The organism is Pseudomonas edaphica (assembly GCF_005863185.1).
Lineage (GTDB): Bacteria > Pseudomonadota > Gammaproteobacteria > Pseudomonadales > Pseudomonadaceae > Aquipseudomonas > Aquipseudomonas edaphica.
The window spans coordinates 1-19,331 of record NZ_VBVZ01000044.1; the positions used below are offsets into that span (position 1 = coordinate 1).

A 19,331-nucleotide genomic window follows, 5' to 3' on the forward strand; every position below is an offset into this window, starting at 1 on the left:
CGCCATCGCAGGCAAGCCAGCTCCCACATTGGGTGGGCGGTGGACCAGAGGGCGGTTCTTGGCCGCAAGAACGATTTCTTGCGGCGACCAAGATCCGGGTTTAAATCTTACTGAAAAAGTTATTACCCGTTAGAGCAACCATTGCCCATCACTTGATAATTAAGAATATGACGCTGACCTTGCGAGTCTTCATATTCCATTTGTACCGGTACAACGTTGCAGACATCAGGGATGTTGCTCATGGACAATACTTTGGCCACATCCAAGTGTGTGCTGTAGGTGTAATCTTCAACAATCGGGGCGTTCTGGCCGGCCAGCTCGGTCGGGGCCTCATCGGCCAGGGCGGCGGTGGCGTACAAGCTGCTGAGGGCCATAACTACGAGAGCTTTCATTACTGTATTTACCTTCTTCAGGGCGAAAGGGGTCACGGGGCCCTTATGAGGCCGCGTGTGTAACTTAAGAGTTGGGAAGTTCGGATTAACGTTGCCTTCGTGGGGGCTGTTACGGTGTTAATCACGTTGCCTTGTTGGCGGAGTTGATTTTAGGCCTGTGGGTTATATTCATATACCCGTGCTTTTGATAAACACTATTGGCGGTTTTTGTAACAATCCCGTGGTAAAGGTTTTTTCATCAGGCGCCAAAGCCGCGCAGGCCGTGGGCCAGAGCCCTGAAAGGGCATAGCAGGGCATTTTGTAGGGGCTTGTTACTACCATCGTCGAATGGTTCTATGGGGGCGCCCCGGCTACAACAGGGCATACAAAAACAACTATTGTCACCGAGGTAAGAAAGATGAGTGCGGCTTCCCTGTACCCCGTTCGCCCCGAAGTAGCAGCCAACACGCTGACCGACGAGGCGACCTACAAGGCCATGTACCAGCAGTCGGTGGTCAACCCCGATGGCTTCTGGCGCGAGCAAGCCAAGCGCCTTGACTGGGTCAAGCCTTTCACTGCGGTCAAGCAGACTTCTTTCGACGACCACCATGTCGACATCAAATGGTTTGCCGACGGCACCCTCAACGTTTCCTACAACTGCCTGGACCGCCACCTCGCCGAGCGTGGTGATCAGGCTGCGATCATCTGGGAGGGCGATGACCCTTCCGAAAGCCGCACCATCACCTACCGCGAGCTGCATGAAGAAGTCTGCAAGTTCGCCAACGCCCTGCGCGGCCAGGATGTGCATCGCGGCGACGTGGTGACTATCTATATGCCGATGATCCCCGAAGCCGTGGTCGCCATGTTGGCCTGTACCCGCATCGGTGCGATTCACTCCGTGGTATTTGGCGGTTTTTCACCGGAAGCCCTGGCCGGTCGCATTATCGACTGTAAGTCGAAGGTGGTGATCACCGCCGACGAAGGCATCCGCGCCGGTAAGAAAATTCCGCTGAAGGCTAACGTCGACGACGCGCTGACCAACCCGGAAACCAGCAGCATCCAGAAAGTCATTGTGTGCAAGCGCACCAATGGCAACATCAAGTGGAACCAGCATCGCGACATCTGGTACGAAGACCTGATGAAAGTGGCGGGCACTGTGTGCGCGCCTAAGGAGATGGGCGCCGAAGAAGCGCTGTTCATCCTTTACACCTCGGGCTCCACCGGCAAGCCTAAAGGCGTGCAGCACACCACTGGCGGCTACTTGCTGTACGCCGCCCTGACCCATGAGCGTGTGTTCGACTACCGCCCAGGCGAAATCTATTGGTGCACCGCCGACGTGGGTTGGGTCACCGGCCACACCTATATCGTCTACGGCCCGTTGGCCAATGGTGCGACCACGCTGTTGTTTGAAGGCGTGCCGAACTACCCGGATATCACGCGGGTCGGCAAGATCGTTGACAAGCACAAGGTCAATATCCTCTACACCGCGCCCACCGCGATCCGCGCGATGATGGCGTCCGGCACCGCTGCCTGCGAAGGTGTGGATGGCAGCAGCCTGCGCCTGCTCGGGTCGGTGGGTGAGCCGATCAACCCGGAAGCCTGGGATTGGTACTACAAGAATGTCGGCCAATCCCGTTGCCCGATCGTCGACACCTGGTGGCAGACCGAAACCGGCGCCACCTTGATGAGCCCGCTGCCGGGTGCCCACGCGCTCAAGCCGGGTTCGGCGGCGCGCCCGTTCTTTGGTGTGGTGCCGGCGCTGGTGGACAACCTCGGTAACATCATCGAGGGCGCTGCCGAAGGCAATCTGGTGATCCTCGATTCGTGGCCAGGCCAGGCGCGTACGCTGTATGGCGACCATGACCGTTTTGTCGACACCTACTTCAAGACCTTCCGTGGCATGTACTTCACCGGCGACGGTGCGCGTCGCGATGAAGACGGCTACTGGTGGATCACCGGGCGCGTGGACGACGTGTTGAACGTCTCCGGCCACCGCATGGGCACCGCCGAGATTGAAAGCGCTATGGTTGCGCACCCGAAAGTCGCTGAAGCGGCGGTGGTGGGTGTGCCCCATGACATCAAGGGGCAGGGCATCTATGTGTATGTCACGCTCAAGAATGGCGAAGAGCCGAACGAAGCGCTGCGCCTGGAGCTGAAAAACTGGGTGCGCAAAGAGATCGGGCCGATTGCCTCGCCGGATGTGATCCAGTGGGCGCCGGGCTTGCCGAAGACGCGTTCGGGGAAAATCATGCGCCGGATTCTGCGCAAGATTGCTACGGCTGAGTATGACGGGTTGGGGGATATCTCCACCCTGGCTGACCCAGGTGTGGTGGCGCATTTGATTGAGACGCACAAGACCATGAACGTCGCGTAAGGCGGGCAGGGTCAGATAAAGCCCCATTCGGCGTGAGCCGGGTGGGGCTTTTTTGTGGGGTTTGATTTCGATAGCACTGGCGAAACCGGATCACTGTGGGAGCTGGCTTGCCCGCGATGAGGGCGTATCAGGCACAGGTGGGTTAGCTGACAGGCCGCTATCGCAGGCAAGCCAGCTCCCACATTTGGAATGTGTTTCATGGCCGGAGTCTGATCGTTCCCACGCTCCGCGTCTGCTCTTGAGGCGTGACGCAGAGCGTCACAGGATGCATCCCCACGCGGAGCGTGGGAACGATCTGTGTGTAGGCCAATAAATATCGGTTTCCCTCGTAGGGGGTTTCTGAATGTTACCGTCCAGCCTAAATGTGTAACCCCACGCCCAATCCTGAGGCAATGTGCTACGCCTGCGCCCCGAAAACCCGCGTTTTAGACACCCTCAGAAATAAGATTAAACGCCAGACTTGCCGTGCTAGAAGGGTTTGCGAATAATAGGCCCGCAATTTGCAGCATCAACAGGTTTAATATCTTTTGTCTCTGCATAAAATCCAGAGGCTGTCAATGTGCTGGAACCGCTTTCTCAGTGCTTCTGTAAATTGTTGTCGCATTGAGGAAATATCGGCTTCCGGCCTGTCGTTAGAATGCCGATCACTCGCTCGTCGTCTCCTGTATCAATTCAGGGTAGGACGCAGCACCGCTATTCGGTTTCACTTAAGTCGCATCGTGGGCCACGGCTCATTCTGCTTTTTGCCCTATACCGATGGAGTCCCAAGATGAAGAAACTTGTGCTGTTGGGCGCCCTGGCGCTGTCCGTGCTGTCCATGCAGGCCTTCGCTGATGAAAAGCCCCTGAAGATTGGTATCGAAGCGGCTTACCCTCCGTTTGCCTCGAAGGCGCCGGATGGCAGCATCGTTGGTTTTGACTACGACATCGGTAACGCGCTGTGCGCAGAGATGAAGGTCAAGTGCGTATGGGTCGAGCAAGAATTCGACGGCCTGATCCCTGCGCTCAAAGTGCGCAAGATCGATGCGATCCTGTCGTCCATGTCCATCACTGAAGACCGCAAGAAGTCTGTGGACTTCACCAACCGCTACTACCTCAGCCCAGCGCAGCTGGTGATGAAGGAAGGCACCACCGTCAGCGACAGCCTGGATGAACTCAAAGGCAAGAAAATCGGCGTGCAACGCGGTTCGATCCACGATCGTTTCGCCAAGGAAGTCCTGGCCCCTAAAGGCGTCACGGTTGTGCCTTACAGCTCGCAGAACGAAATCTACCTGGACGTGGAAGCCGGTCGCCTTGACGGCACCGTGGCCGACGCCACCCTGCTGCAAGACGGTTTCCTGAAAACCCCTGCCGGTAAAGGCTACGCGTTCGTGGGCCCACAGTTCACCGACGCCAAGTACTTCGGTGACGGCATCGGTATCGCTGTGCGTAAAGGCGACAAGGCCGAGCTGGACAAGATCAACGCTGCGATTGCCGCGATCCGTGCCAACGGCGAATACAAGAAAATCCAGGACAAGTACTTCGACTTCGATATTTACGGCGCTGACCCTAAGTAACTCGTCGCAGCTGTCTGTCCTAAATGGCGCAAGCAACAGAAGATTCTGAAGTTTGCGCCATTTTTTCATCCCCCTTTTCGAGGACCTGAATCATGTTGAACGGCTACGGGGCTGTCATCCTCGATGGCGCATGGTTGACGCTTCAGCTCGCCTTGTCGTCCATGGCCTTGGCCATTGTTCTGGGTCTGATCGGGGTCGCGTTACGCCTGTCGCCGGTGCGCTGGTTGGCTTGGCTGGGTGACTTGTACTCCACGGTGATCCGCGGGATCCCCGACCTGGTGCTGATTCTGCTGATTTTCTACGGCGGCCAGGACTTGCTTAACCGCGTCGCGCCGATGCTCGGCTATGACGACTATATCGACTTGAACCCCTTGGCCGCCGGTATCGGCACCCTGGGTTTCATCTTTGGCGCCTACCTCTCGGAAACCTTCCGTGGCGCCTTCATGGCCATTCCCAAGGGCCAGGCCGAGGCCGGCCTTGCGTATGGCATGAGCAGTTTCCAGGTGTTTTTCCGGGTGATGGTGCCGCAGATGATTCGGCTGGCGATCCCTGGTTTCACCAACAACTGGCTGGTACTCACCAAGGCCACCGCGCTGATCTCGGTGGTGGGCCTGCAAGACATGATGTTCAAGGCCAAGCAGGCGGCAGACGCCACCCGTGAGCCTTTTACCTTCTTCCTCGCAGTGGCGGCGATGTACCTGGTGATTACCAGCGTGTCGTTGCTGGCCCTACGTTATCTTGAGAAGCGCTACTCGGTAGGCGTAAGGGCGGCTGATCTATGATCTTCGACTACAACGTCATCTGGGAAGCCATGCCGCTGTACCTTGGCGGCCTGGTAACCACCCTGAAACTGTTGGCCATCTCGCTGTTCTTTGGCCTGCTCGCCGCCTTGCCGCTGGGCTTGATGCGCGTGTCCAAGCAGCCGGTCATCAACGGTGCGGCCTGGCTCTACACCTACGTGATCCGCGGCACGCCGATGCTGGTGCAGCTGTTTTTGATCTACTACGGCCTGGCGCAATTCGAAGCCGTGCGCGAAAGCTTCCTGTGGCCGCTGCTGTCGAGCGCCACGTTCTGCGCATGCCTGGCGTTTGCGATCAACACCAGCGCCTACACCGCCGAAATCATCGCCGGTAGCCTCAAGGCCACGCCGAATGGGGAGATCGAGGCGGCCAAGGCCATGGGCATGTCGCGCTACAAGCTGTACCGCCGCATCCTGCTGCCGTCGGCCTTGCGCCGCGCGCTGCCGCAGTACAGCAACGAAGTGATCATGATGCTGCAGACCACCAGTCTGGCGTCCATCGTCACCTTGATCGACATCACCGGTGCTGCACGCACCGTGAACGCCCAGTATTACTTGCCGTTCGAAGCCTATATCACCGCCGGCGTGTTCTACCTGTGCCTGACCTTTATCCTGGTGCGCCTGTTCAAGTTGGCCGAGCGCCGCTGGCTGAGCTACCTGGCTCCACGGAAGCATTGATATGGAACGTATCGATCACCTGTTGCCCTGGGGCCACCTGGGTTGTGAGCGTCAGCTGAGCGTATTTCGCTTCGGCAGTGGCGAGCGCAAGGCCTATATCCAGGCCAGCCTGCACGCCGACGAATTGCCGGGCATGCGCGCGGCGTGGGAGCTGAAAAAACGCCTCACCGAACTGGAACAGCAAGGCGCCCTCAACGGGGTGATCGAGCTGGTGCCGGTGGCCAACCCGATGGGCTTGGGCCAATTGCTGCAAGGCAGCCACCAGGGGCGTTTCGAGGTGGGTAGCGGCAAGAATTTCAACCGTGATTTCGTCGAGCTGAGCGCGCCGGTTGCCGAGTTGCTCAAGGGCAAGCTGGGCGATGACCCGCACGCGAATGTGCGCATGTTCCGCCAGGCGATGACCGACGCACTCAATGCATTGCCCGCGCCGAGCAGCCAGCTGCAAGGCATGCAGCGCATCTTGCTGAGCCACGCCTGCACCGCCGATATCGTCCTGGACCTGCATTGCGACGCCGAAGCCGCGTTGCACATGTATGCGTTGCCCCAGCACTGGCCGCAGTGGCGCTCGTTGTCGGCGCACCTGGGTGTGAAAGTCGGCCTGCTGGCGGAAGACTCCGGCGGCAGTTCGTTTGATGAAGCCTGCTCGCTGCCGTGGTTGCGTCTGTCACAGGCGTTCCCCGAAGCACAGGTTCCGCTGGCCTGCCTGGCGACTACCCTGGAATTGGGCGGCCAGGCCGACACCGGCCGTGATGAAGCGATTTTCCACGCCGAAGGCATCCTCGCGTTCCTCGCCGAGCAAGGCTTGATCACCGGCCAATGGCCGGCGCCGCAATACGACGCGTGCGAAGGCTTGCCCTTCGAAGGCACCGAGTTGCTGTTTGCGCCCCATGCCGGGGTGATCAGTTACCTGCGTAAAGCCGGTGACCGGGTAGAAGCGGGCGATGAGATTTTTGAAGTGATTGACCCTCTGACCGACCACGTCAGCATTGTTTTCGCGGGGACGTCCGGGGTGTTGTTTGCCGTTGAACGGCTACGTTATGCCCAAGCGGGTTTCTGGCTGGCCAAGGTGGCGGGGCGCGAAGCGCTGCGCCACGGGCGCTTGCTCAACGACTGACCACCTGTTTTTGTGAGAACCGACCGCATGTACAAACTTGAAGTCCAAGACCTGCATAAACGCTATGGCAGTCATGAAGTGCTCAAAGGCGTGTCCCTGGCCGCCGCGGCCGGTGATGTGATCAGCATCATCGGTTCCAGTGGTTCGGGCAAAAGTACCTTTTTGCGCTGCATCAACCTGCTGGAGCAACCCCACGCCGGCAAGATTCTGCTCAATAACGAAGAGCTGAAACTGGTGGCCAACAAGGACGGCGCCATGAAGGCCGCCGACCCGAAACAGCTGCAGCGCATGCGTTCGCGCCTGTCCATGGTGTTCCAGCATTTCAACCTGTGGTCGCACATGACTGCGCTTGAAAACGTGATGGAAGCGCCGGTGCACGTGCTGGGCATGTCGAAAAAAGACGCGCGTGAAAAGGCCGAGCACTACCTGGCCAAAGTTGGTGTGGGCCATCGTAAGGATGCGTTCCCCGGCCACATGTCCGGCGGCGAGCAGCAGCGCGTGGCCATCGCCCGCGCCCTGGCAATGGAGCCGGAGGTGATGCTGTTCGACGAACCGACCTCGGCCCTCGACCCGGAGCTGGTCGGCGAAGTGCTCAAGGTGATGCAGGACCTGGCCCAGGAAGGCCGCACCATGGTGGTGGTGACCCACGAAATGGGCTTTGCCCGTGAAGTCTCGAACCAGTTGGTGTTTTTGCACAAAGGCATCGTCGAAGAACGTGGCAACCCGCGTGAAGTACTGGTGAACCCGCAATCCGAGCGGTTGCAGCAGTTTCTTTCCGGTAGCTTGAAATAATCAAGACTGCTTTTGTGCACTTAAATAGTGCATATTTCGCAGCTCGGACGTTGACTTCCGTCCCTGTGGGAGCTGGCTTGCCTGCGATAGCGATATATCAGTAACCAGTGTGGCAACTGACCCACCGCCATCGCAGGCAAGCCAGCTCCCACATTGGATCTCCATATGTTTTGAGATTTGTGTTCGTTTACCGGCTAGCATTGGCCCTTGTCTTCATTACTGTTACTCGCTTCGGATAGCCCCTAAATGACCGCCCATAAAATTGGTTTCCTGATTTGGCCCAGCACAAAAGCACTCACGCTTGCGCTGGCTGAGGAGGCTTTGCGCGTTGCTCAACGGGTGCATCCGGACGTGGTGTACGAACTGTCGTTCTTGCAGGCCGAGCCGCGCACCGAAGGTGCCTGGCAATTACCGGGCGAACCGTGGGCCGGCAAGCTTGAAGGCTTTCAGAAGCTGTTCCTGCTGGCGGACGAACCACCTACCGTCATTGCGTCCCAACTCAGTACTGCACTCAAGCAGTTGGTGCGCGCCGGGTGCGTGATCGGCGGGTTGTCGGCCGGTGTGTATCCCTTGGCTCAGTTGGGTCTGCTCGACGGCTACCGCGCCGCCGTGCACTGGCGCTGGCAGGACGACTTCGCCGAGCGCTTCCCCAAGGTGATCGCCACCAGCCATCTGTTCGACTGGGACCGCGACCGCCTGACCGCCTGCGGCGGCATGTCGGTACTCGACCTGTTGCTGGCGGTGCTGGCCCGTGATCACGGCGCCGAACTGGCCGGTGCGGTCTCCGAAGAACTGGTGGTGGAGCGCATTCGCGAAGGCGGCGAGCGCCAGCGCATCCCACTGCAAAACCGCCTGGGTTCCAGCCATCCGAAGCTGACCCAGGCCGTGCTGCTGATGGAAGCCAATATCGAAGAGCCGCTGACCACCGACGAAATCGCCCAGCATGTGTGCGTGTCACGACGACAACTCGAGCGGATCTTCAAGCAATACCTCAACCGCGTTCCCAGCCAGTATTACCTGGAACTGCGCCTGAACAAGGCCCGCCAGATGCTCATGCAAACCAGCAAGTCGATCATCCAGATCGGCCTGTCGTGCGGCTTCTCCTCGGGGCCGCACTTCTCCAGCGCTTACCGCAACTTCTTTGGCGCCACCCCGCGTGAAGACCGTAACCAGCGGCGTAGCAGCAGCCCGTTTGAATTGTCGTCGGTGCCGTCCGAACGCGGTTGAGTGGCTTTTATTGTTCGGTTTCTTCTTCTGATACGTCGGTTGACGACGTTGGGCTTAGTTGCGCGTGTTGCCTGACTTGCGGGATACCGAAGTCCACTCCGGTGCGGTTGTAATACGGCACCAGCAGGGTGATCGTTTCAGGCGAGAGCGTGTTGCCGCCAAGAACGAAACCATCGGCCCTGTCCGGCGCCACCTCAAGCAGGTCAGTGGGAAGTTCGGTTATCCGGTTGTTTCTCAGGTCCAGTTGATCGAGGGATGGCAGGTTGAACGTCCCGTTGGGTACCTCGGTCAGGCCGGCATTTTCGATGATCAGGGTGGATAACCCGGACATTTTGCTGACGTCGGGCGTGATTCCCAGGGGGTTACCACTGAGGTCCAGGTACTCAAGGTTTTGCAGGTCGCTCAAGGCGTCGGCGCTGGTTGCGGTCAACCGCATACGGCTATGGGACAGGATCAGTGTCTTGAGCTTGGTCAGCTTGAACACATCGGCGGGAATGTCCGGCAGGGCATAACGATGAATATGCAGGGTTTCCAGGTTGGGAAAACGCACAAGAAAGCCTTCGGGAATTGAGGTGGCTTGCTCTGCGCTCAACTCCAGTTTCGACACATGTTTAAAGTCCATATTCAGCACCGGTAAATCGCCGAGTAAAGGCAGTTTCAGCGCCATTTCATGATCGGTGGTCGGCGGCTCCTGGCTTGAATCCAGACCGGTCTCCCGTCGCCAGCTTTCTTCCAGCAAGGCCTTGAGCTGGTGGCGAAGCAGTTGCTGTTGCGCTCGTACGCCTTCGTCCATGGGCGTGTCTATGAACGGGTACCGTTCAGGTATATCCAATGCCCACTCCTGCAAGTCTGTTTGCAGTCGCTCGTAGTCGGTTTTCAAGCGCAGGAGTGCGGGCATTGAGTCATTCAGCTCACCGGGCAACCTGAAGATAAAATTATTCGCCTCGTCGTCAGTGAAGGTGGGGTAAAGCTCATGAACCAAGCGACGCTCGAATGGGTTGGCGTCTGCGCCGAAGTGTTCGCCGGTTCTCTGGCAGTAACGTTTGATCTTTTCCAGGGTGGCGCGTGAAAGGGGGTTGCCCGACAAATCAAACGCTCTAGCCCGTTCGGCGGGCAGGCTGAACAGCGCGTCGGGTAGCCTGCTCAGGTAGTTGCCGCTGAGGTCGGCGCTCGTGAGCTGAGGGCGATTGATCAGGTGTTCGGGGAATAGCGAAATATGCGTCTGGCTAAGGTTCAGCGTCTGCAGCTCAGGCATTTGCCCAAGGTTGGGAGAAAGTGACAGCTGGTAGTTGCGGGAAAGGTCCAGGCTTCTCAATTGGCTCAAAGTGGCAAGCTGTGCACGGCTTTGTGTGGTCAGGTTAAGGTTGCAATTGCTCAGCGTCAGCCGATTGAGCTGGGTGCGCGCCATGACTTCGGGAGGCAGTGTGTTGAGTGCTATGTCGCTGATATCCAGCGTGCGCAGGTTGGGGAAGTGGGCCAAAAAGGCGGGTACGCCTTGGGTGGTGGGATAACCCTTCAATCTCAGGTTGCAGATGTGGTCGAAGTTGGCACTGATGGTGGGCAGTTCGCTTTGCAAGGGGGCGTCGAGGTGCAATAGGCGGCCAAGAGAAAACTCGCTGTCCTCCGGGGTCTCGTGCCGCCAGGCACGGAGCAATTGGTGGGTCCAGATCCAGCGAGTAAGTTTCTCTTCGGCAACGGTTGAGGAGAAAAGCGGTACTTCGGTGTTGAGGAAGGTTTGAGAGAGGTTGGAGCGCCAGGTCGCCAGGTCGGTTTCCAGTCGTGAAAATTCAGCCTTCAAATAATGAAGCGTCTGTAAGGGCGAGCCAGGGTGGCTTCGCATGGCGTTCAGTACATGGTCCACTTCTGCTGGGGCGAGGCGGGGATACAGTTCGTGTACTAACAGCGCCTCAAGGTTATTTGTGTTGCCAGGGGCACTGGCGTCGTAACCCTCCATGCCGCCGGGCAAGCGCATCAGCTTGGGGTCGTAAAAGGGCTTGCGCACTGGCGCAGTTGCCAGCAGCTCCCCCAGCGGCTCACGGGCCAGCGCGTACTGGCGCAAGGTCTGTTTCAGCAGTGGGCCTTGGCCAATGTGGATACCCAGCGCGTCGCGTTGCGCGTCGGGCAGTGCCTGGAGCACGGCGGTATAGAGGTCGGTTTCGCCGAACAGGGTGCCCTTGCCGTCTTCGGGAACGTAACCGCCATCAATGGCGCGCACCAAGGTGCGTTGGATCGGTGCCTGCAGCGGGCCGATGGTGTCCCGTACCGTACCGGTGCGGCTGAAGTCGCGCACTTCCAGGCGTACCTGCGGCGACCACCCCGGCAGCTTTTCCAGGGAATGCAACGCGAGTTGTTCTGTGTCGTTGCTTTCCAGGGCATCCATGTACAACCCTTCATACGCTCGACTGATCCTGACCTGATGCGCAGCCCAGCGTGCGCGCTCCACCAGATGGGGTGGCAGACTACCTTGATCCATGGCCAGCAGGTCTTGGCCGCTGGCGCCGAACAGCACCTCGTGCGCCGCACTGGTGGGCAGGCCGGGCGCACTGTCGATGATTTTTTGCAGGCGCGGGTCATCGGTGGTTTCCAGCCCTCGGTAGCGGGAGTCAAACAATGAAGCGCGCTTGGCCTGGGCTTGGCGTGCCAGCTGTTTACGCAGTTTGGCCGCGCGCACGTGCAGTTGGGTGGCGGGGGTGCCGAATTCTTCCTCAAGCAGGATTTTGCGTTCTGATTCGTCCAGGGTTTCCAGCAGCGTTTTGAGAAAATCACCATTTTTCATCTGGGCTTCATGTATCTGCGCCACCGCCGAGTTTTCCTGGCCTTTATGCTCCCAGACGGTCTCACCTTTCGCGTTGAGAAAGCGCAAGGTCTTGGACTCGGGCCACAGGCCGGTCTGACTCAACAGCCAAAGCTGGGTTTGCGGGTCGGCTTTTTGATACTGCGCAGGGTCGTCACTGTTCATCTGGTCGATAAAGTCTTGCAGTTGCTGATCAATGGCGACGCGCTTGAGGGTGTCGGCCAATAGTGGAGGCGGTGGTTGGCGGTCCATATGCAGCTTGCGCAGGGCGGCATCGTCGGCGCCGCTGATGCGATGCGCCCATTCCAGGCGCGTCTCACTGAGTGTGTCAGCCGGTGGGCCGAGTCGACGCAGCAAGGTGCTGCGGTCCCAGGTCAGCGGGCGATCTGTTGCTGTCAGCCAGGCGCCCTTGCCGTTGCTGATGATTTGCGGGCGGTAAGCGTGCGCGCGGGTAGGGTGGGCAAGGAAAGTGTTACCCAATTTCTTCTTGATGGAGAAGTGTTGTCCATTGAGTGTCAGGATCTGTTTATCCGCATGGGCATATAGCCCTTCGTGATTGGGGCGTGACTCGGGCGGTAGTTGAATGTCATGGGTGTAGGGCGCCAGGTCGGGCTTCCACAGGCGGGTCTTGCCGTCAGTTGTGACCGGGGTGAGCCGCTCAAAAAAACGCCACAGTTCGTTGGGCAGTGCCTGTCGCAGCAAACCTTCGGCAATCGGTGCGCCGACTGCGAACATACCCAGTTGCACCATTTGCTCGAGGATCGACATCAGGTGCCCGAAGGCTTCACGCTTGAGGCCCTCAGCCCAATCGATGATGCCCTCGAATACGTCGTCGAGCAGTTGGTAAGCGGTGTAGCCCAGCATCAGCGCGCCCAGTGGTGGAAGGAAAGGGGTCACGATGAAGGCGGCGACTTCGAGAATGGCGTTAGCAACCTTCTGCACAATGTCCCAGCGTTGCCAGCGTGCCTTGCTGTCGGCGTCTGCGGTGGAGATGGCGGTTACCCGAGCGTCATTGAGCAGCTTGTCGAGCTTGGTCTCGTACAGGTGTTCGTAAAGATCACCGGTGATTTTCGTTGCATAGAACTGCAGGTTCGGGTTGACCACCGGTTCGTCGCGCCAGGCGGGGCGTGAGTCGCCGGGCTGCGGCGAGTGCCAGACGACTTTGGATAGCCGGCTGTTGAGGTCTGCAAAGAAGTAGCCGCGGTATTCTTGGTTGACGAAGCGGCTGAAAAACGCCTGGTAGTCGGCGTCGCGCAGCTTGTCGGCCAGGTCGCGCATGAATGCTGTGCCGTCGGGGTAATACTTGAGGGGCGCCAGTGGGTCGCCGGGAATGTACGCCACTATGGGGACTGCGCTTCGGTGCTGCTCCAGGTCGGCGGCGAACAGCACTATGCCGGTCAGCGGTGCGCCCATCAGGCTCAGGTCGTGGTTGAGCAGTACCTTGCCCTGGAGTGTCAAGCCTCTGAGGCCGTCGAGCTGCGCCTGGAGTGTGCGCAGCGTCGATTCGCTCGCGTCTTTTTTCAGGCGCGCCATGTGCACGCAGGTTTGCGCCTCGGCTTTGAGATTGGCGATCACCTTGCTGCGCAGCGATGCCTGCAGCGTGGCGTTCTGGAAGCCGAAAAAGCCTTTGAGGTAGCGTTGGTACTGCGCGCCGATGTCCAGCTCGCGGCACAGTCCGACGAATTGCGCGATGCTGATTTTTTCGGTCACAGCGGGCAGGGTGTCGAATTGCCCAGCGGCTGAGGGTTGGGTGATGAAGGTGGAGTCGGTGGTGTAAGCGGCTTTTTCGCCTTCGGCGGCGTCGAAATTGTGCAGCGCTGCGTCCACCAGCGACACGGTCCAGGCCTTGACGCCTCCCAAGTCCACAGGGAACAGCGGAACCGTCACGGGGGCGTAGAGGCGCAGGTAAGTGGCGGTGACATCCAGCTCAATGCCAAATCGGGAAGTAAGACCCTGTTGCAGCAAGGGTGCCGCGAACGCTTGGGGCGCTTGCAGCGCTGCCAGGGCGGTGTCGAGCTGGTTTTGCGTGGCCCAGCTCTCGGCCATGGCTTGCTGGAGGGGGGCTTGTTGCTGGCGGCGGGTGTCGGCCTGCCAATCGGCAAACTCAAGCGGGGTGTTTTTCAAAGTCTCGCGCCGCGCGCTTGAGGCGTTGCCCAGCCATTGCGGCAGGCGGGTGTGAGCCCCGGCGGGCACCCTGCTGGCGGTGAGTGTCAGGTGTTGGGTGAGCGTGGTTTGAGTCAGGGGAGGCACGTGGCTGATCCTTCAGTGGGTTGAGTCACCGTCATCACAGCAAGTCTGATTGGCGTACAGGGGGCAGATAGTTAATACAACCTTCGAAATCAGCAGGCGATGCCCCTGCCTCTCAAACGATGCAACGTTTAAACTGCGCCATTGCGACGCTATTTGTCGCATTGGCGTAAACCCGCCAAAAACGCGGGTTTGCGCTATAAGAAGTTGTCGCTTGGCGGCAAGGCCGCGCTGAAAACTGTCCTTACAATCCCTGCATCGCCCGCCAGTTCCAGGCAGGCGTTCCTCTTCAGGAGACTCCGATGTCCGTTGAGCAAGCCCCGGTGCAACGTGCCGATTTCGACCAGGTGATGGTGCCCAACTACGCACCTGCCGCCTTCATTCCCGTGCGTGGCGCAGGTTCGCGCGTTTGGGACCAGGCCGGTCGCGAGCTGATCGACTTTGCCGGCGGCATCGCGGTTAACGTATTGGGCCATGCCCACCCGGCGCTGGTCGGTGCACTGACCGAACAGGCCAACAAGCTGTGGCACGTTTCCAACGTGTTCACCAATGAGCCGGCCCTGCGCCTGGCCCATAAGCTGATCGACGCCACCTTTGCCGAACGCGTGTTCTTCTGCAACTCCGGCGCCGAGGCCAACGAGGCCGCATTCAAGCTGGCCCGTCGCGTTGCGTTCGACCGTTTCGGCACCGAGAAGTACGAGATCATCGCCGCGTTGAACAGCTTCCACGGCCGTACTCTGTTCACCGTCAACGTCGGTGGCCAGTCCAAGTACTCCGATGGGTTCGGGCCTAAAATCACCGGCATTACCCACGTGCCTTATAACGACCTGGACGCGCTCAAAGCGGCCGTGTCGGATAAAACTTGCGCCGTGGTGCTGGAGCCGATCCAGGGCGAAGGCGGCGTATTGCCAGCCGAACTGGCTTACCTGCAAGGCGCCCGCGAACTGTGCGACGCCAATAACGCGCTGCTGGTGTTCGACGAAGTGCAAACCGGCATGGGCCGCAGCGGCCACCTGTTCGCCTACCAGCATTACGGCGTGACGCCGGACATCCTCACCAGCGCCAAGAGCCTGGGCGGTGGTTTCCCGATCGCAGCCATGCTGACCCGTGAAGACCTGGCCAAGCACCTGGTGGTCGGCACCCACGGCACTACTTACGGCGGCAACCCGCTGGCCTGTGCGGTCGCCGAGGCGGTGATCGACGTGATCAACACCCCAGAAGTACTGGCCGGTGTGAACGCCAAGCACGACCTGTTCAAGGCGCGTCTTACGCAGATCGGCAAGCAATACGGGATCTTCACCGAAGTGCGCGGCATGGGCCTGCTGATTGGTTGCGTGCTGAGCGACGCGTTCAAAGGCGGTGCCAAGGACGTGTTCAACGCGGCCGAAAAAGAAAACCTGATGATCCTGCAAGCCGGCCCGGACGTGGTGCGTTTCGCCCCAAGCCTGGTGGTGGAAGAGGCGGATATCAACGAAGGCCTGGACCGCTTCGAGCGTGCTGTGAAGACGTTGACGCAAGCTTGATGGACCGCTTGGCGCCTGGTGATCCGGGCGTCGAACAAAAATTCTAAAGGCCGGACCGGATCAAATGTGGGAGCTGGCTTGCCTGCGAAGGCGGTGGCACAGGCAACCTCTGTGTTGACTGACACACCGCCATCGCGGGCAAGCCCGGCTCCCACATGGATTTGCTTACACCATCAAAATGGAGTGAGCAGGCCTCCTGTCCGGCATTTTTCCCCCTATGAGTTTTTCGAGTTAAGGAGTGACACCATGCTGGTGATGCGCCCCGCGCAAATGGCTGATCTGGGCGAGGTACAGCGTCTGGCTGCGGACAGCCCGATTGGTGTCACCTCCTTGCCGGACGATGTGGAACGCCTGAGCGATAAAATCGCTGCCAGCGAAGCGTCTTTCGCGGCCGAGGTGAGTTTCAACGGTGAAGAAAGCTATTTCTTCGTGCTCGAAGACACTGAGACCGGCAAGCTCGCCGGCTGCTCGGCCATCGTCGCGTCGGCCGGTTACTCCGAACCGTTTTACAGCTTTCGTAACGAGACCTTCGTGCACGCTTCCCGCGAGCTGAAGATCCACAACAAGATCCACGTGCTTTCCCAGTGCCACGACCTCACCGGCAACAGCCTGCTCACCAGTTTCTACGTGCAGCCTGCGCTGGTTGGTTCGCCGTGGTCGGAACTCAATTCCCGTGGCCGCTTGCTGTTCGTCGCCAGCCACCCCGAGCGCTTTGCCGACTCGGTGGTGACCGAGATTGTCGGCTACAGCGACGAGAACGGTGATTCGCCGTTCTGGGACGCCATCGGTCGCAACTTCTTCGACCTCAACTATGCCGCCGCCGAGCGCCTGTGCGGGCTTAAAAGCCGCACCTTCCTCGCCGAGCTGATGCCGCATTACCCGATCTACGTGCCGCTGTTGCCGGATGAAGCCCAGGAAGCCATGGGCCAGGTGCACCCGCGTGCGCAAATCACCTTCGACATCCTCATGCGCGAAGGTTTTGAGACCGACCACTACATCGACATCTTCGACGGCGGCCCAACGTTGCACGCACGGGTTTCGGGCATTCGCTCGATCGCCCAGAGCCGCGTGGTGCCGGTAAAAATCGGCGAGATGGTCAAAGGTGTCGGCCGCCAGTACCTGGTGAGCAACGCGCAGTTGCAGGATTACCGCGCGGTGATGCTGGAACTGGACTACGCGCCCGGCAAGCCAGTGACCCTGGACCTGGAAGCGGCTGAAGCCCTGGGCGTTGGCGAAGGCGCAAGTGTGCGTCTGGTAGCGGTTTAAAAAGAGAGTTTCGCGGGTGGCTGCAAAGCGGCCCGTCTGAGGAGATAGCATGATCGTTCGTCCCGTACGCAGCAGCGATTTACCGGCCCTGATTGATCTGGCGCGCAGCACCGGCACCGGCCTCACCACCTTGCCGGCCAACGAGGAGCGCCTGACCCATCGAGTTGGCTGGGCGGAAAAAACCTTTCGCGGTGAAGCCGGGCGGGGTGATGCCGACTACCTGTTCGTGCTGGAAAACGACGAAGGCCGTGTGGTGGGCATTTCTGCCATTGCCGGTGCCGTCGGCCTGCGTGAGCCTTGGTACAACTTCCGGGTCGGCCTCACGGTCAGCGCTTCCCAGGAGCTGAGCATTTACCGCGAGATTCCGACGCTGTTCCTGGCTAACGACCTTACCGGCAATTCCGAGTTGTGCTCGTTGTTCCTGCACGCGGATTACCGCACCGGCCTCAACGGCCGCATGCTGGCCAAGGCGCGCCTGCTGTTTATCGCCGAGTTCCCGCAGCTGTTCGGCAACAAGATCATTGCCGAGATGCGTGGCGTGTCCAACGACGCCGGGCGCTCACCGTTCTGGGAAAGCCTGGGCCGGCACTTCTTCAAGATGGAGTTCAGCCAGGCCGATTACCTCACCGGCGTGGGCAACAAGGCGTTTATCGCCGAGCTGATGCCGAAGTTTCCGCTGTACAGCTGCTTCTTGTCTGAAGACGCGCGTAATGTGATCGGCAAGGTCCACCCGGACACCGAGCCTGCATTGAGCATGCTCAAGAGTGAGGGCTTCAGCTACCAGGGTTATGTCGATATCTTCGACGCCGGCCCGGCGGTGGAATGTGAAACCAGCAAAATCCGTGCGGTGCGCGACAGCCAGTCGCTGGTGTTGGCCATCGGCACGCCGGGGGACGACGCTACGCCGTTCCTGATCCATAACCGCAAGCGCGAGGAGTGCCGCATTACTGCCGCTCCGGCCCGGCTGGCGGCAGGCACGTTGGTGGTCGATCCGCAAACCGCCAAACGCCTGCAACTGGTGGTGGGTGATCAAGTGCGCGCTGTTGCGCTGTCTGCTGCTCGGGAGTCGAAATAATGAATTCGCTGTATATCGCAGGTAGCTGGCTGGCCGGCCAGGGTGAGCTGTTTGAGTCGCGCAACCCGGTGACCCAGCAGGTGCTGTGGACTGGTAATGGCGCCACTGCCGAGCAGGTCGAGTCGGCCGTGCAGGCGGCGCGTCAGGCATTTCCAGGCTGGGCCCGCCGCCCGCTGGAAGAACGCATCAGCGTGCTGGAAACCTTTGCCGCCGCGCTGAAAACGCGCGCCGATGAAATCGCCCGTTGCATCGGCGAGGAAACCGGCAAGCCGCTGTGGGAATCGGCCACCGAAGTCACCAGCATGGCCAACAAGATTGCCATCTCGGTGCAAAGCTACCGCGAACGTACCGGCGAAAAGAGCGGCCCGTTGGGCGACGCCACGGCCGTATTGCGCCACAAGCCCCACGGTGTGGTGGCGGTGTTCGGCCCGTACAACTTCCCGGGCCATTTGCCGAACGGGCATATCGTCCCGGCATTGCTGGCGGGTAACACGGTGTTGTTCAAACCGAGCGAACTGACCCCCAAAGTCGCCGAGCTGACCGTGCAATGCTGGGTTGAAGCCGGTTTGCCGGCGGGCGTGTTGAACCTGCTGCAAGGTGCGCGGGAAACCGGTATCGCCCTGGCGGCCAACCCTGGCATTGACGGGTTGTTCTTCACTGGCTCCAGCCGCACCGGCAACCATCTGCACCAGCAGTTCTCCGGGCGCCCGGACAAGATCCTGGCCCTGGAAATGGGTGGCAACAACCCATTGGTGGTCGATGAAGTGGCCGATGTGGATGCGGCGGTCTACACCATTATTCAGTCGGCATTCATTTCGGCTGGCCAGCGCTGCACGTGCGCCCGGCGTTTGCTGGTGCCCGAAGGCGCCTGGGGCGATGCCTTGCTGGCGCGTCTGGTGGCGGTCAGTGCGACGATTGAAGTCGGTGCATTCGACCAGCAGCCGGCACCGTTCATGGGGTCGGTGATTTCCCTCGGCGCGGCCAAAGCCTTGATGGATGCCCAGGAGTGGATGCTGGCCAATGGCGCGGTGGCGCTGTTGGAAATGACTCAGCCGCAGGCTCAGGCCGCCTTGCTGACCCCAGGCATCATTGATGTAACCGGCGTGACCGAGCGTGAGGATGAAGAGCTGTTCGGCCCATTGCTGCAAGTGATCCGCTACGCTGATTTTGCCGGGGCGATTGCCGAGGCAAACAACACTCAATATGGCTTGGCTGCGGGTCTGTTGTCGGACTCCGAAGCGCGCTACCAGCAGTTCTGGCTGGAAAGCCGCGCCGGTATCGTCAACTGGAACAAACAGCTGACCGGCGCTGCCAGTACCGCACCGTTCGGTGGTGTGGGTGCTTCGGGCAACCATCGCGCCAGTGCGTATTACGCGGCGGATTATTGCGCGTACCCGGTGGCGTCGCTGGAAACCCCGAGTTTGGTATTGCCAGCGACACTGACGCCAGGGGTAACGCTGATCTAAATGTGGGTGCGGGCTTGTGTGGGAGCTGGCTTGCCTGCGATGGCATCACC

At 59.8% G+C, this 19,331-nt stretch carries 13 protein-coding genes; 11 read left to right on the plus strand and 2 right to left on the minus strand.

All coding sequences use genetic code 11. The features are described 5' to 3' along the window. Window positions 1-122 precede the first annotated feature (122 nt). Window positions 123-392, minus strand: a complete 270-nt coding sequence (locus tag FEM54_RS04850; protein WP_138449746.1) for a DUF2790 domain-containing protein — start codon at window positions 390-392, stop codon at window positions 123-125. A 397-nt stretch (window positions 393-789) separates the two neighbouring features. On the opposite strand from FEM54_RS04850, the gene acs reads away from it, so the two are divergent. From acs to FEM54_RS04885, 7 genes are all read left to right on the plus strand, one after another. Beyond that, window positions 790-2,745, plus strand: a complete 1,956-nt coding sequence (gene acs / locus FEM54_RS04855) for an acetate--CoA ligase (RefSeq protein ID WP_056861684.1) — start codon at window positions 790-792, stop codon at window positions 2,743-2,745. Between the two features lie 769 nt (window positions 2,746-3,514). Further along, window positions 3,515-4,300 (plus strand): ABC transporter substrate-binding protein, encoded by a 786-nt coding sequence (locus FEM54_RS04860; RefSeq protein ID WP_017138432.1) that lies wholly within the window; start codon window positions 3,515-3,517, stop codon window positions 4,298-4,300. Window positions 4,301-4,392: 92 nt separating this feature from the next. Further along, window positions 4,393-5,082 carry an ABC transporter permease gene (locus FEM54_RS04865; RefSeq protein WP_017138431.1) on the plus strand — a complete coding sequence of 230 codons (690 nt, stop codon included), beginning with the start codon at window positions 4,393-4,395 and terminating at the stop codon, window positions 5,080-5,082. Continuing rightward, window positions 5,079-5,777, plus strand: a complete 699-nt coding sequence (locus FEM54_RS04870) for an ABC transporter permease (RefSeq protein WP_099548200.1) — start codon at window positions 5,079-5,081, stop codon at window positions 5,775-5,777. The genes FEM54_RS04865 and FEM54_RS04870 overlap by 4 nt, the downstream gene beginning before the upstream one ends. A gap of 1 nt (window position 5,778) precedes the next feature. After that, entirely contained in the window at window positions 5,779-6,891 is a 1,113-nt protein-coding gene (locus FEM54_RS04875; RefSeq protein ID WP_138449747.1) for a succinylglutamate desuccinylase/aspartoacylase family protein, read from the plus strand. Window positions 6,892-6,918: 27 nt separating this feature from the next. Then, window positions 6,919-7,683, plus strand: coding sequence for an ABC transporter ATP-binding protein (locus FEM54_RS04880; protein ID WP_003214336.1), 765 nt, complete (start codon window positions 6,919-6,921; stop codon window positions 7,681-7,683). A 246-nt stretch (window positions 7,684-7,929) separates the two neighbouring features. Continuing rightward, window positions 7,930-8,910 carry a GlxA family transcriptional regulator gene (locus FEM54_RS04885; RefSeq protein WP_017138427.1) on the plus strand — a complete coding sequence of 327 codons (981 nt, stop codon included), beginning with the start codon at window positions 7,930-7,932 and terminating at the stop codon, window positions 8,908-8,910. A 7-nt stretch (window positions 8,911-8,917) separates the two neighbouring features. Here FEM54_RS04885 and FEM54_RS04890 read toward each other — a convergent pair whose 3' ends face one another. After that, window positions 8,918-13,954 carry a leucine-rich repeat domain-containing protein gene (locus FEM54_RS04890; protein WP_138449749.1) on the minus strand — a complete coding sequence of 1,679 codons (5,037 nt, stop codon included), beginning with the start codon at window positions 13,952-13,954 and terminating at the stop codon, window positions 8,918-8,920. Between the two features lie 299 nt (window positions 13,955-14,253). Between FEM54_RS04890 and FEM54_RS04895 the strand changes: the two genes are divergently transcribed. From FEM54_RS04895 to astD, 4 genes are all read left to right on the plus strand, one after another. Further along, window positions 14,254-15,474, plus strand: coding sequence for an aspartate aminotransferase family protein (locus FEM54_RS04895; RefSeq protein ID WP_138449750.1), 1,221 nt, complete (start codon window positions 14,254-14,256; stop codon window positions 15,472-15,474). Between the two features lie 246 nt (window positions 15,475-15,720). Next, window positions 15,721-16,740, plus strand: coding sequence for an arginine/ornithine succinyltransferase subunit alpha (gene aruF / locus FEM54_RS04900; RefSeq protein ID WP_017138424.1), 1,020 nt, complete (start codon window positions 15,721-15,723; stop codon window positions 16,738-16,740). Between the two features lie 49 nt (window positions 16,741-16,789). Further along, window positions 16,790-17,815, plus strand: coding sequence for an arginine N-succinyltransferase (astA, locus tag FEM54_RS04905; RefSeq protein ID WP_099548196.1), 1,026 nt, complete (start codon window positions 16,790-16,792; stop codon window positions 17,813-17,815). Beyond that, window positions 17,812-19,281, plus strand: coding sequence for a succinylglutamate-semialdehyde dehydrogenase (astD, locus tag FEM54_RS04910; RefSeq protein WP_169985270.1), 1,470 nt, complete (start codon window positions 17,812-17,814; stop codon window positions 19,279-19,281). The genes astA and astD overlap by 4 nt, the downstream gene beginning before the upstream one ends. Window positions 19,282-19,331 lie beyond the last annotated feature (50 nt).

Coding starts and splice junctions, on each gene's coding strand:
- FEM54_RS04850 (WP_138449746.1), bottom strand. CDS start 392: ATGAAAGCTCTCGTAGTTATGGCCCTCAGCAGCTTGTACGCCACCGCC.
- acs (WP_056861684.1), top strand. CDS start 790: ATGAGTGCGGCTTCCCTGTACCCCGTTCGCCCCGAAGTAGCAGCCAAC.
- FEM54_RS04860 (WP_017138432.1), top strand. CDS start 3,515: ATGAAGAAACTTGTGCTGTTGGGCGCCCTGGCGCTGTCCGTGCTGTCC.
- FEM54_RS04865 (WP_017138431.1), top strand. CDS start 4,393: ATGTTGAACGGCTACGGGGCTGTCATCCTCGATGGCGCATGGTTGACG.
- FEM54_RS04870 (WP_099548200.1), top strand. CDS start 5,079: ATGATCTTCGACTACAACGTCATCTGGGAAGCCATGCCGCTGTACCTT.
- FEM54_RS04875 (WP_138449747.1), top strand. CDS start 5,779: ATGGAACGTATCGATCACCTGTTGCCCTGGGGCCACCTGGGTTGTGAG.
- FEM54_RS04880 (WP_003214336.1), top strand. CDS start 6,919: ATGTACAAACTTGAAGTCCAAGACCTGCATAAACGCTATGGCAGTCAT.
- FEM54_RS04885 (WP_017138427.1), top strand. CDS start 7,930: ATGACCGCCCATAAAATTGGTTTCCTGATTTGGCCCAGCACAAAAGCA.
- FEM54_RS04895 (WP_138449750.1), top strand. CDS start 14,254: ATGTCCGTTGAGCAAGCCCCGGTGCAACGTGCCGATTTCGACCAGGTG.
- aruF (WP_017138424.1), top strand. CDS start 15,721: ATGCTGGTGATGCGCCCCGCGCAAATGGCTGATCTGGGCGAGGTACAG.
- astA (WP_099548196.1), top strand. CDS start 16,790: ATGATCGTTCGTCCCGTACGCAGCAGCGATTTACCGGCCCTGATTGAT.